This window comes from Myroides sp. JBRI-B21084 (assembly GCF_030545015.1).
Classification (GTDB): domain Bacteria; phylum Bacteroidota; class Bacteroidia; order Flavobacteriales; family Flavobacteriaceae; genus Flavobacterium.
In genome coordinates this window covers 1,075,887-1,089,853 of record NZ_CP120653.1, presented here as the reverse complement: position 1 = coordinate 1,089,853, position 13,967 = coordinate 1,075,887, and the positions used below count along the sequence as shown (strand labels likewise).

The following is a 13,967-nucleotide window of genomic DNA, read 5'->3' as shown; positions in this document are numbered from 1 at the left end:
TGATTTGATACGGATGTTTTAAATTTACAGAAATTTGACAACAATGGATAGACAAATAAAATTAATTTGGGATTTTAGAGGACCAGATGCCTTAAAAACAGCCGAACATCAAGAAATACATTTAAAAGAGTTTATACATATTGAAGGTTTGCCAATTACAATTACGGGCTTTAATGCTGTAAACGAAATGCATGCAATTGCTTTTATTGTTGTTAATGATGATTTAATGCGAAAATTACGCGATATTTTAAAACCACACCGTGGTGAATTGTATAGTGTAACAACATAAAAAAAATCTGGATATTAACCAGATTTTTTTATATTTTAATTTGCAACTTCGCTAATGAATTTTATGCGCATTAAACGCAATTCTTCAATATCATAATCACCATCAAATTCTTTTAAAGCAGCTTTTATAGAATCGTTTTCGGCATCCATAAAATAATCTTTAATTTCTTCTTGTTGGTCTTCATCTAAAATTTCATCAAGCCAATAATTGATATTTAGTTTAGTTCCTGAATAAACAATTTGTTCCATTTCTTTTAAAAGTGCATCCATGTCTAAACTTTTGGCCGATGCGATATCTTCTAACGATAATTTTCTATCAACGCTTTGAATAATGAATAATTTTAAGGCCGAATTTGCTCCTGTTGATTTTACTACTAAGTCATCAGGACGGATTATATCGTTTTCTTCAACGTATCTTTGAATTAATTCTAAAAATTCTTTACCGTATTTTTTTGCTTTTCCTTCACTTACGCCGTGAACATTTGCTAATTCTTCCATTTTAATTGGATATTTTAGTGCCATGTCTTCTAACGAAGGATCTTGAAAAACCACAAACGGTGGTACATTCATTTTTTTTGCAACTTTTTTACGTAAATCCTTTAACATTGAAACCAATACTTCATCGGCTACGTTTGATGATTTACTGTTAACAACAATGCTATCATCATTAACATCTTCGTAGTTATGATCCTCTGTCATTAAAAACGATGAAGGATTTTTTAAAAAAGCATCACCAAGTGTAGTTAATTTAAGTACTCCGTAACTTTCTATATCTTTAGAAATAAAACCAGCAACCAAAACTTGTCTTATTAAAGCCATCCAGTATTTATCTGTAAAATCTTTCCCTAAACCAAAAACACTTTGAGTATCTGTTTTGTACGATTTAATTACAGCGTTTATTTTACCTAATAAGGTAAGTACAATTTCTTTTGATTTATAAATTTGTTTAGTATCTTTTATTGTTTTTAATAAAAGTGAAACTTGGTTTTGTGCTTCGGTTTTGTTTTTAGGATTGCGCGCATTATCATCCATATCGGCACCTTCACCATTTACTTCATCAAACTCTTCACCAAAATAATGTAATAAAAATTTTCGTCGCGATATTGAAGTTTCTGAATAAGCTACCACTTCTTGCAGTAAGGCATATCCAATTTCTTGTTCGGCTAGTGGTTTGCCTGCCATAAATTTTTCTAACTTTTCAATATCTTTATAAGCATAATAAGCCAAACAATAACCTTCGCCTCCATCACGACCAGCACGACCTGTTTCTTGATAATAACTTTCTAATGATTTTGGTATATCGTGGTGAATTACAAATCTTACATCGGGCTTGTCAATACCCATACCAAATGCAATTGTAGCAACCACAACATTTACATCTTCCATTAAAAACATGTCTTGATGTTTTGCACGGGTTTTTGCGTCTAAACCAGCGTGATAAGCTACTGCCGAAATCCCGTTTACTTGAAGAACTTGAGTAATTTCTTCAACTTTTTTTCGACTTAAACAATATATTACCCCCGATTTACCTTTAAATTGATTGATGAATTTTATAATATCCGATTCAACATTTTTGGTTTTAGGACGTACTTCGTAGTATAAATTTGGACGATTAAAAGATGCTTTAAAAACGTTCGCATCGGGTATTTCAAGATTTTTAAGTATATCCTCTTGTACTTTTGGTGTTGCGGTTGCAGTTAACCCAATTATAGGAATGTCGCCTAGTTTACGAATAATGTTTCGTAAGTTTCTATATTCGGGCCTAAAATCGTGCCCCCATTCCGATATACAATGGGCTTCATCAATAGCAATAAATGATAAAGGTACCGAGTTTAAAAAATCTACATACTCATCTTTTGTAAGCGATTCAGGTGCTACATATAAAAGTTTTGTAATTCCTTTTTTAATATCTTCTTTAACTTGAGTAATTTCGGTTTTAGTTAAAGATGAATTTAATACATGCGCTACACCAATTTCGTTTGATAAACTTCTCACTGCATCTACCTGATTTTTCATTAAAGCTATAAGTGGTGAAACCACAATAGCCGTACCTTCTAACACTAATGCAGGTAATTGGTAACATAAAGATTTACCCCCGCCAGTTGGCATTATTACAAAAGTATTGTTGCCATAAATGATACTATTTACAACTTGCTCTTGCAATCCTTTGAACTGACTGAATCCGAAATATTTTTTTAATTCTTTATGTAAGTCAATTTCGATTGATTTCATGTTTTTAATTATGCTATTTTATCTAAATTTGCAATTATAAAGATACACAAATCTTTTAGTTTTATCAAAATTTACATAACACGTTTGCATTTTGAACAACAATTTTAACATATTAGCAGCTGCAACAAGCACTTTAAAAGCTGAAAGCGATGCAATTACAAAGGTAATAGACTTTTTAAACGATGATTTTTCACATGCAGTTGAAGCGATTTTTAACACAAAAGGACGCTTAATTGTAACAGGAATTGGCAAAAGTGCACATATTGGTCAAAAAATTGTTGCAACTTTAAACTCAACAGGCACCCCGTCGATGTTTTTACACGCTGCCGAGGCTGTTCATGGCGATTTGGGAATGATAACAAATAACGATACTATTTTATGTATTTCAAAAAGTGGAAACAGTCCAGAAATTAAAGTTTTGGTTCCACTTTTAAAACGCGATGGAAATACTTTAATAGGTATGACTGCAAATAGTGCATCGTTCCTAGGAAAAAATTCTGATTTTGTAATAAATGCTTTTGTAGAAAAAGAAGCCGACCCAAATAATTTAGCACCAACAACCAGCACTACCGTTCAATTAGCTTTAGGCGATGCTTTGGCTGTTGCTTTAATTGAAATGCGCAACTTTACTGCAAACGATTTTGCTAAATATCATCCCGGTGGTGCTTTAGGCAAAAAATTATTATTAAAAGTTCATGACATTTTAGATAAAAACAATAAACCATTTGTAAAAACAACTTCGAGCATACAGGAAGTGATTTTTGAAATTTCGAACAAACGTTTAGGTGTTACCGCAGTTTTAGAAGGCAAAGAAATTAAAGGCATTATTACCGATGGAGATATTAGAAGAATGTTGGCTAAAACTACCAATTTAGCAGAAATTACTGCTATGGATATTATGACTCTAAATCCAAAGGTAATTAACAGCAATTCAAAAGTAGAAGATGCTTTAAATATTATGGAATCTTTTGAAATTACCCAATTAGTTGTTACAAATAATAATGAATATGCAGGTATTATTCACTTGCACGATATTTTAAAAGAAGGAATTGTATCGTGAAAAACAAAAACACAAACAAAGAAATGTCGTTCTTAAACCACTTAGAAGAACTAAGATGGTTATTGGTACGCAGTAGTATTGCAATTTTAATTACATCGGTAATTGCCGTTTATTTTAACCAATTTATATTTGATGTAATTATTTTTGGACCCAAACAAGGTAGTTTTGTTACGTATCAATTTTTTTGTGATATAGCGCAACGTTTTAATTTAGATCAATCGTTTTGCAATAATGAATTACCCTTTGTAATACAAAACAGAACCATGGACGGACAATTATCTGTAATGATTTGGACATGTTTAACTGCTGGTTTTATAATGGCATTTCCATTTATTTTATGGGAATTTTGGAAATTCATTAGTCCAGCTTTGTATGAAAAAGAACGCAAATATGCAAAATCGTTTATTATAGTTTCAAGCTTTTTGTTTTTTTTAGGGGTACTTTTTGGATATTTTATTTTAGTACCGTTATCAATTAATTTTTTAGCTAATTTTACCATCAGTTCAGTAGTTGAAAATCAAATAGATATCAACTCATACATAAGTTTAGTAAAAACAACATCGTTAGCAACAGGTTTGGTGTTTGAATTACCTATAATAATCTTTTTTTTAGCTTATTTAGGGTTAATTACCGATGCTTTTTTAAAAGAATACCGCCGATATGCGTATTTATTAATTTTAATTATTGCAGCAATTGTAACCCCACCTGATGTTATTAGTCAATTAATTGTTTCAATACCTTTAATTATACTTTACGAATGCAGTATAATTATTGCAAAATTTATTACTAAACGCAATTTGCAAAATGAAGTAAAGCAAGTTTAAAAAAATTAAAATGAAATTAAGAGCTGAAAATTTAATAAAAACATATAAAGGTCGTAAAGTAGTAAAAGGCATTTCGGTTGAGGTAAATCAAGGTGAAATTGTTGGTTTATTAGGACCAAATGGTGCAGGAAAAACAACATCATTCTACATGATTGTAGGCTTAGTAAAACCAAATGCAGGCAATATCTATCTAGATGATTTAAACATTACCAACTACCCAATGTACAAACGTGCCCAAAACGGCATTGGCTATTTGGCACAAGAAGCATCGGTATTTAGAAAATTAAGTATCGAAGATAATATACTATCGGTTTTACAACTTACAAAACTTTCTAAAAAAGAACAAGAAGCTAAAATGGAATCGTTAATAGATGAATTTAGCTTACAACATATACGTACAAACCGTGGTGATTTACTATCAGGTGGTGAACGCAGAAGGACCGAAATTGCACGTGCTTTAGCAACCGATCCTAAATTTATTTTATTAGATGAACCTTTTGCAGGGGTAGACCCAGTAGCCGTAGAAGATATTCAAAAAATTGTAGCACAATTAAAAAACAAAAACATAGGTATTTTAATTACCGATCATAACGTTCAAGAAACCTTAGCAATTACTGACAAAACCTTTTTAATGTTTGAAGGTGGAATATTAAAAGCTGGAATCCCTGAAGAACTTGCTGAAGACGAAATGGTACGAAAAGTATATTTAGGGCAAAACTTTGAATTAAGAAAAAAGAAGTTAGAATTTTAATGAAATTTTAATGAAATTTTAAGTAGATTTTTTAAAACTAATTTTTAAAAACGTACTTTTGCAAAGCCAAAAAAATGCTAAAAAAATCACCATGTTATTAACTGAAAAAATACAAAAAAAAATCTCGTATTTACGATCAATACATTATCTACCTAGGTGGATAATTTTTGCTATAGATATATTTATTGTTTTATTTTCGGCCTTTTTGGGATATTTTATTTTAGATGGAATTGGTATCGAATTTAAATTATTGTTACCAACTTATTACACTTTAGGTTTATTCTTTACAGCACATCTTTTTTTATTTATTTATTTTAGAACATTTACAGGCATAGTAAGACACACAACATTGAACGATGCTGCAAAATTATTTTTTGTTGAAGTTTTGTGCTTTCTTTTGTTATATACGGTAAATATTGCTGGAACTTTAATTTACGGAAAACGTCTTTTTTTAAATACTCAATTATTAATAAGTATTACATCTACCTTTGCATTATTACTTTTGTTTCGTTTAGCTGTTAAAGTAACTTTCGATTTACTTTCAAACTATTTAAATGAAAACCAACTGATTAACACTGTAATTTATGGAAGTGATGAACGTGCTATTGCAGTTGCAAACGCTATTATTGCCGAAGTTCCAAGAAAATATAAATTAAAAGGTTTTATTAACCCAAACACAAAAAGCTCGTTTAATAGAATATTAAATTTAACCGTAATAGGTAAGATAAGAAAAGTACCCGTTTTAGTACGTACTTTAGGTGCAAACACTATTATTTTAGCTGATGGGAATTTAACTAAAGACGATAAAATTGAAATTATTGAAGATTGCTTAAAATACAATATTAAAGTATACAATTTACCTCAAATTACAGATATTAACAACCAAAAAAAGGTTGCTTCAAACATTAGAAAAATAAAAATTGAAGATTTATTAGAACGCAAACCAATACAAATAAACAATACAATAATTTCTGAACAAATTAAAGATAAAGTAGTATTGGTATCAGGTGCTGCTGGGTCAATTGGTAGCGAAATTGTATGGCAAGTTGCTAATTTTAATCCTTCAAAATTAATTTTAGTTGATCAAGCCGAAACTCCTTTACATCAAATTTCGTTAGAAATTGCTAAATCTAAAACAACTGCAGAAATTCACTGTATTATTGCAGATGTTAGAAATTACAGCTGTTTAGAAAAAATATTTAACGATTACAAGCCTAATATTGTATACCATGCCGCAGCCTATAAGCACGTACCGCTTATGGAAATGAATCCGCAGCAAGCTATTTTTACTAATGTACTTGGTAGTAAATACATGGCCGATTTAGCTTTAAAATACAAATCAGAACGTTTTGTTATGGTATCTACAGATAAAGCTGTAAACCCTAGCAACGTTATGGGTGCTAGTAAACGTATTGCCGAAAAGTACGTACAATCATTGGCTCAAAAATTAAAAAGTGAAGGTATTACAACAACTAAATACATTACAACACGTTTTGGTAATGTTTTGGGTTCTAATGGTTCAGTTGTTCCATTATTTACCAAACAAATTGAAAACGGCGAACCCATAACTATAACACACCCTGATATTATTCGATACTTTATGACAATTCCCGAAGCATGTCAGTTAGTACTTGAAGCTGGATCAATGGGAAATGGAGGCGAAATTTATATTTTTGACATGGGGAAACCTGTAAAAATTATTGATTTAGCTACAAAAATGATTAAATTAGCCGGCCTTGAACCAAATGTTGATATTGAAATTAAAATTGTTGGTTTAAGACCAGGTGAAAAATTATATGAAGAACTATTGAATGATAGTGCAACTACATTACCTACTCATCACGAAAAAATAATGATTGCGCAAGACATTCATGAAGATTATGAATTTATATCAAACCAAATAGAAGAACTAAAAAAAATGGCATCGGCATACTTAATTTTAGATACCGTAGCTGTTATGAAAAAAATTGTACCTGAATTTAAAAGTTTAAATTCAAAATTTGAAAAACTAGATTAAAATTTATGAAAAAGATAATTATCCCAGTAATTTTTTCAGGTTTATTACTTACATCTTGTGCATCAAGAGAAAAAATTGCTTATTACCAGAACATCGATCAAACCGAAATTGTAAACAAAAAGTTTGAAACCAAAATTAAAAACGATGACTTGTTAATGATTATTGTATCTGCACAAGATCCTGTTGCTGTACAACCTTTTAACCTAATGTCGAACTTAACTGTTGATCCAACAAACCAAGCTGGTGGAGGTCAAATGCAACAACAACTTTATTTAGTTGATGACAAGGGATTTATTGATTTTCCTACATTAGGTAAAATTGAAGTTGCTAATAAAACCAAAGCACAAATTGTTGATGATTTACAAAAACGAATTTCAAAATACGTAATAAATCCTATAATAAATTTACGTATTATGAATTTTAAGGTTACCGTACAAGGCGAAGTCAAAATGCCTGGTATGCACAAAATTAATTCAGAACGAATTACTTTAATGGAAGCCATTACACTTTCGGGCGATTTAACTAATTATGGTAAACGCGATAATATTTTAGTTTTACGTGAAGAAAATGGCGAAATAAAATCACACAGAGTTGATCTAACTAAAGCAGATTTCATAAATTCTGATTTTTATTATTTAAAACAAAACGATGTAGTTTATGTAGAGCCTAATAAAGTGGCTGTGAATTCTTCAGCTGTTGGACCAAATGTCTCAATTTACATGACAGCAATTTCGCTTTTATTAACAACAACCGCATTAATACTTACAAATACCAAAAAATAGATGATGTTAGAAGATAAAGAAAATGTAATAAATATTAAAGAAGAATTATTTAAATATTTAGCTCATTGGCGTTGGTTTGTACTAAGTGTATTTGTTTCGTTAATTTGTGCTTTTGTTTATTTAAAAGTAACTCCAAAAAGCTATAGTGTTTCAACAAAAATTTTAATAAAAGACGAAAAAAGCAACGATTTAGCTAATCAATTAAGTGCTTTCTCTGAAGCAGGATTATTAGGTAATTCTAAAAACAATATTGAAAACGAAGTAGAAATTTTAAAGTCAAGAACGTTAATATTAAATACACTTGATTCTTTAAATTTAAATATTCAGTACTTAGATGTATCAGAAGTAACTGAAGTAGATTTATACAAAAAATCACCTATTAATGTACTTTGGAATAACGAAAATATTCAAAATGTTGTTTCTATTGAATTAACTAATATTGAAGGAAATAACTTTCATGTAAGTATTAACGGAAATGATATAGGTAATGGTAGTTTTGGTAAAAACATTAATACAGAACATGGCAGTTTTATAATAAAAAAAACAGGTTCTATTAATAAAAGTAATGAGTTAAAAATAAATATTTTTCCAAAAATACAATTAGCTGAAAGTTATAGAGGCGCTGTTAATGTTGCTCCTGCAAGTAAAACATCAAGTGTTATTGATGTGTCAATTATTGACAAAACCCCTGAAAAAGCTGCAGATTTTCTAAACACATTAGTTTATAATTACAACTTAGGTGGTATAAAAGACAAACGTTTCATTTCTGAAAATACTGCAAACTTTATTTCTGAAAGATTAAATTTAATTGCGACTGAATTAGGTGATGTGGAATCGCAAGTTGAAGGTTATAAAAACAATAATAATCTATCAGACATTGAAACCGAAGTTAAATTATATTTAGACAACTTATCTTCGTTTGAAAAATCGGTTTTAGAAAACGAAACTAAAATTAATGTAGTAAATAGCTTAATACAACACGTTAGCAGAGCAAAACAAGACGAATTAGTTCCTGGCGGCTTGTTAACCGATGATGCTGGTTCTGAAAGTATCATACAAGAAATCAATCAATTAATTTTAGAAAAACAAAAAAGAGCAGTTAACGCAACTTCAGAAAACCCTGCTTATATTCTTTTAGAAGATCAAATTAGATCTTTAAAATCAAACCTATCTGCAAGTTTACGTAGAAATTTAAGTTCTTTGCAAATAGTTAAAAACGATTACAAGCGTCAAGAAAATGAAATGCAAGCAAAACTTTCGCAAGTTCCACGCCAAGAAAGAGAGTTTAGAATTATTGACCGTCAACAAAAAGTTAAAGAGGCTTTGTACTTATTTTTACTTCAAAAACGTGAAGAAACAAATATTACTTTAGCTGCAACTGATTTGAATGCAAAAGTAATTGACAAAGCAATTGTAACTAACAAGCCAGTTGCACCAAAATCAATGATTATTTTATTAGCTGCATTAATTTTAGGTGCAATTATTCCTTTCATAGTTATTTATGTTAGAAATTTAATTGACACAAAAGTTAAAAACAGATTTGATATCACTGATAATTCAGACATTCCGTTTTTGGGTGATATTCCAACATCTGAAACTAGCGATAAATTAATGGAAGTTAGTAGCCGTTCTAGTGCTGCCGAAGCAATTAGAATTGTTCGTACAAACTTAGATTTTATCTTATCTGAAAAAGCAGAAGACGAGTGTAAAGTAATTTTCTTAACATCTACCATATCAGGTGAAGGTAAAACCTTTGTTTCATCAAACTTAGCTGCAACTTTCTCACTATCGGGCAAAAAAGTATTATTAGTTGGTTTAGATTTAAGAAATCCAAAGTTATATGAATATCTAAAAATTAATCCATTAGGAATTTCAAATTTTGTTACATCTAACAATAAATCTCTTAATGATTACATTTTAAAAGTAGAAGGGTATGAAAATTTTGATGTACTTTCATCAGGTTCTATCCCTCCTAACCCAACAGAAATTTTAATGAGTAAAAAAATTAAAGAAGTTTTTGAAACATTAAAATCGCAGTACGATTATATTATTGTTGATACAGCTCCTGTAAGTTTAGTTACCGATACATTGTTAATTAGTAAATATGCCGACGCAACTATTTATGTGGTTAGAGCAAATAAAATTGATAAAGAAATGTTACGTATACCTAACGAATTATACAGAGATAAAAAGCTTAACAAATTAACTTTTGTACTTAACGATTCTGATGTTACTAAAGGTTACGGATATGGCTACGGATATGGCTACGGCGCTAAAACTGAAGAAAAACCATTTTGGAAAAAAATATTAGGATTAAAATAATAAATTGTAACAAAAAAAACATCTCATTAATTTTGAGATGTTTTTTTTATGTTGAATTAATTTATGAAACAAAATCAAAGCGTACTAAACCGTCTTCATCTATTTTTGTTAAGGTAATATTGTGAAGAGTATTTACTAAATCAGGGTTCCAAGGTGTTTTTACTTTTACATAATTTTCAGTAAATCCATTAATATAACCTTCTTTATTTTCGTTTTCAAAAAGTACAGTACATTTATTATTTAGTTGACTTTCATAAAAAGCTCGGCGTTTTTTTACAGATAATCCTCGTAACATTTTACTGCGTTTATTGCGCACATTTGCTGGCACAACTCCATCCATGTGAATAGCTTCTGTATTATCACGCTCAGAATAAGTAAAAACGTGTAAATACGAAATATCTAAATCGTTTAAAAAATGGTACGTTTCTAAAAATAATTCGTCTGTTTCTCCAGGAAAACCAACAATAACATCAACACCAATACAAGCATTTGGCATTACTTGTTTAATTTTTTCAACTCGTTCTGCATACAATTCACGCATATAACGACGTTTCATTTTATTTAAAATGGTGTTTGAACCAGATTGCAATGGTATGTGAAAATGCGGAACAAATGTTTTACTGTTTGCAACAAAATCAATCGTTTCGTTTTTTAAAAGGTTTGGTTCTATCGATGAAATTCTTAAACGCTCTATACCTTCAACGGTATCTAAGGCCTTAACTAAATCAAGAAAAGTATGTTCATGTTTTTTGTTACCAAATTCACCTTTACCATAATCACCAACATTCACTCCTGTTAAAACAATTTCTTTGATACCTTTTTCAGAAATTTCTTTGGCATTTTTCATTACATTTTCCATTGTATCTGATCTAGAAATACCTCTAGCCAATGGTATTGTACAATAAGTACATTTATAATCGCAACCATCTTGTACTTTTAAAAATGCACGGGTTCTATCGCCAATAGAATAACTACCAACATAAAAATCGGCCTCTTCAATTTCGCACGAATGTATTTCTCCCATATCATTTTTAGATAAATCAGTGATATAGTCGGTAATCTTAAATTTTTCAGTAGCACCTAAAACTAAGTCAACGCCATCAACTGCAGCCAATTCTTCAGGCTTTAATTGGGCGTAACAACCAACTGCCGCAACAAAAGCTTTCTCATTTATTTTTAAGGCTTTTTTTACAATTTGTTTAAATTGTTTGTCGGCATTATCGGTTACAGAACAAGTGTTAATAACGTAAATATCGGCAATATCTTCAAAATCAACTCTATCAAAACCTTCCTCTTTAAAATTGCGCGCAATTGTTGATGTTTCCGAAAAATTCAGTTTACATCCTAAAGTATAAAACGCTACTTTTTTTCTGTTTTCTATATTCATATCTACAAGTAGTGCAAAAAAATAAATTATCTTTACTTGCTAAACGTATAGCAGTTAGCAATCTGTAAATTTACAAACAATATTTGGTTTAATGAAATATCCGTATATCTACCTTTTATTTTTAAGTAGCTTATTTTTAGTTAGTTGCAATAAAAAAAAGCAATTTTATAACGATAAAGATGTATTTAGATACAATGAAAGTGCTAATATTCAAACTTTAGATCCGGCATTTGCACGCAACATGGCTATTATTTGGCCTTGCACACAACTTTTTAATGGATTGGTACAGTTAAACGATTCGCTATTAGTACAGCCTGATATTGCTAAAAGCTGGAATATTTCTAACGATGGTTTGCAGTATGAATTTACCCTTAGAAATGATGTGTATTTTCATAAACATAAAAATTTTGGAAAAGACAGCACACGAATTGTTACTGCACACGATTTTGAATACAGCTTTAACAGATTATTAAGCAGTAAGTTAGCATCACCCGGAACTTGGATTTTTCAGAATGTTAATAATTTTAAGGCAGTTAACGACAGTGTTTTTCAAATGAATTTAAAAACGCCTTTTCCAGCATTTTTAAGTCTACTTTCTATGAAATACGCGTCGGTTGTACCAAAAGAAATTACCGAAGATTTAACTATTGATTTTAGATCAAACCCAATTGGCACGGGTCCTTTTAAGTTTAAAATCTGGGAAGAAAATGTAAAACTTGTTTTGCGAAAGAACGAAAATTACCACGAAAAAGATAAAAACGGGAATAGATTACCGTATTTAGAAAGTGTAGCAATATCATTTTTACCGGATAAGCAAAGTGGTTTTATGCAATTTATTCAAGGAAAAATTGACATGATTTCGGGCTTAGATCCATCTTATAAAGATGAATTATTACAACCAAACGGTAATTTGCAAGAAAAATATCAAGGCAAAATAAATATGCTTTCTGGCCCTTATTTGAATACCGAATATTTAGGATTTAATATGAACGATGCTTTAATGAGTGATATTAGGATAAGACAAGCATTAAATTATGGGTTTGATCGAACAAAATTAGTAGCTTATTTACGTAACGGTATGGGCAACGGAAAGGTAAACGGAATGATCCCTGAAGGTTTATTAGGTTTTCAGTCTGCTAAAGATCTATTGTATAATCCTGCTAAAGCCAAAGCATTAATAACCGAAGCGCAGCGCAATAGAAAAGTACCTATAAAAATTACATTAAGCACAAACAATACCTATTTAGATATTGCTGAATATTTACAACGTGAATGGGAAAAATTAGGTATAAAAGTTACTGTTGATGTAATGCCACCAAGTACTTTACGCCAAGCTATTGCAACCAATAAATTGAGTTTTTTTAGAGGTAGTTGGATTGCCGATTATCCAGATGCAGAAAATTACCTTTCGTTATTTTATAGCAAAAACTTTACTCCGAATGGGCCCAATTATACGCATTTTAAAAATAAACAGTTTGACAATTTGTATTTAAAAGCTTTACAAACTGTAGATGAAAACGAACGCATACATTTATACAAACAAATGGACGCAATAATTGCCCAAGAAGTACCTGTTATTATTTTGTTTTATGATAAAATTGCCCGATTTACTCAGAAAAACGTACATAATTTACAACCAAATGCAATGAATAGTTTAAATTTGAAGTATGTGAAAAAACAATAAAAAATGCCCTAAATATGTATCAATATTTGGGGCATTTAATTGTACAAAATAAATAATTGTACAAAATCAAAAACAATTAAAATTAACTTAACTTTTGTTCAACTAATTGAATTTCGGCGTGTAAGTGTACTTCTTCTCCAATTAAAACACCACCAGTTTCAAGAGCTGCATTATACGTTAAACCAAAATCTTTACGGTTTATTTTACCCGTTAAATTTAATCCTACTTTGGTGTTACCCCACGGATCAGTCATTAAACCGCTAAATTCGGTATTTAATGTAATAGGTTTTGTAACATCTTTAATTGTTAAATCGCCAATAATTTTGTATTCACTTCCGTGTTCTTCAATTTTTGTTGATTTAAAATTTATTGTAGGATATTGATCTGCATCAAAAAAATCAGCACTTTTAAGGTGATTATCTCTGTCTGCATTATTGGTAAATATTGAATTTATTTGAGCCTGAAAAGCTAAATTAGCATCTGTAAAATTGTTGTTTAATTCAATATCTGCAGAATAATCATTAAAAAAACCTTTTACGTTTGTAAACATCATGTGTTTCACTTTAAACCCAATTTCGGTGTGGGTTGTATCAATTGTCCATTTTTTCATTTTTTTACAA

At 30.1% G+C, this 13,967-nt stretch carries 11 protein-coding genes; 8 read left to right on the top strand and 3 right to left on the bottom strand.

The window, feature by feature from the left end:
- Positions 1-43: 43 nt before the first annotated feature.
- Positions 44-289: a hypothetical protein gene (locus tag P3875_RS05315; RefSeq protein WP_303445243.1), complete on the top strand. Its 246-nt coding sequence runs from the start codon at positions 44-46 to the stop codon at positions 287-289.
- A gap of 35 nt (positions 290-324) precedes the next feature.
- On the opposite strand, the gene recQ is transcribed toward P3875_RS05315, so the two are convergent.
- Positions 325-2,520 carry a DNA helicase RecQ gene (recQ, locus tag P3875_RS05310; RefSeq protein ID WP_303445242.1) on the bottom strand — a complete coding sequence of 732 codons (2,196 nt, stop codon included), beginning with the start codon at positions 2,518-2,520 and terminating at the stop codon, positions 325-327.
- Positions 2,521-2,611: 91 nt separating this feature from the next.
- Here recQ and P3875_RS05305 point away from each other — a divergent pair, with 91 nt between their 5' ends.
- The 6 genes from P3875_RS05305 (at position 2,612) to P3875_RS05280 (ending at position 10,276) form a co-directional block, all read left to right on the top strand.
- A complete protein-coding gene (locus P3875_RS05305) occupies positions 2,612-3,580 on the top strand; it encodes a KpsF/GutQ family sugar-phosphate isomerase (RefSeq protein ID WP_303445241.1) in 969 nt (322 codons plus the stop codon).
- A 23-nt stretch (positions 3,581-3,603) separates the two neighbouring features.
- On the top strand, positions 3,604-4,404 hold the full coding sequence (tatC, locus tag P3875_RS05300) for a twin-arginine translocase subunit TatC (protein ID WP_303445422.1): 801 nt from the start codon (positions 3,604-3,606) through the stop codon (positions 4,402-4,404).
- Between the two features lie 10 nt (positions 4,405-4,414).
- A complete protein-coding gene (lptB, locus tag P3875_RS05295) occupies positions 4,415-5,155 on the top strand; it encodes an LPS export ABC transporter ATP-binding protein (RefSeq protein ID WP_303445240.1) in 741 nt (246 codons plus the stop codon).
- 205 nt (positions 5,156-5,360) lie between these two features.
- The gene (locus P3875_RS05290; protein WP_317622832.1) at positions 5,361-7,172 is read left to right on the top strand and encodes a polysaccharide biosynthesis protein; all 1,812 of its coding nucleotides are present in this window, start codon (positions 5,361-5,363) and stop codon (positions 7,170-7,172) included.
- 5 nt (positions 7,173-7,177) lie between these two features.
- Positions 7,178-7,954: a polysaccharide biosynthesis/export family protein gene (locus P3875_RS05285; protein WP_303445238.1), complete on the top strand. Its 777-nt coding sequence runs from the start codon at positions 7,178-7,180 to the stop codon at positions 7,952-7,954.
- Complete coding sequence (locus P3875_RS05280; protein WP_303445237.1) at positions 7,955-10,276, top strand: GumC family protein; 2,322 nt, start codon at positions 7,955-7,957, stop codon at positions 10,274-10,276.
- Between the two features lie 61 nt (positions 10,277-10,337).
- Here P3875_RS05280 and mtaB read toward each other — a convergent pair whose 3' ends face one another.
- Positions 10,338-11,657 (bottom strand): tRNA (N(6)-L-threonylcarbamoyladenosine(37)-C(2))-methylthiotransferase MtaB, encoded by a 1,320-nt coding sequence (gene mtaB, locus P3875_RS05275; protein ID WP_303445421.1) that lies wholly within the window; start codon positions 11,655-11,657, stop codon positions 10,338-10,340.
- 97 nt (positions 11,658-11,754) lie between these two features.
- On the opposite strand from mtaB, the gene P3875_RS05270 reads away from it, so the two are divergent.
- Positions 11,755-13,347 (top strand): ABC transporter substrate-binding protein, encoded by a 1,593-nt coding sequence (locus P3875_RS05270; RefSeq protein ID WP_303445236.1) that lies wholly within the window; start codon positions 11,755-11,757, stop codon positions 13,345-13,347.
- 82 nt (positions 13,348-13,429) lie between these two features.
- Here P3875_RS05270 and P3875_RS05265 read toward each other — a convergent pair whose 3' ends face one another.
- On the bottom strand, positions 13,430-13,957 hold the full coding sequence (locus P3875_RS05265) for a YceI family protein (protein WP_303445235.1): 528 nt from the start codon (positions 13,955-13,957) through the stop codon (positions 13,430-13,432).
- Positions 13,958-13,967: the final 10 nt, after the last annotated feature.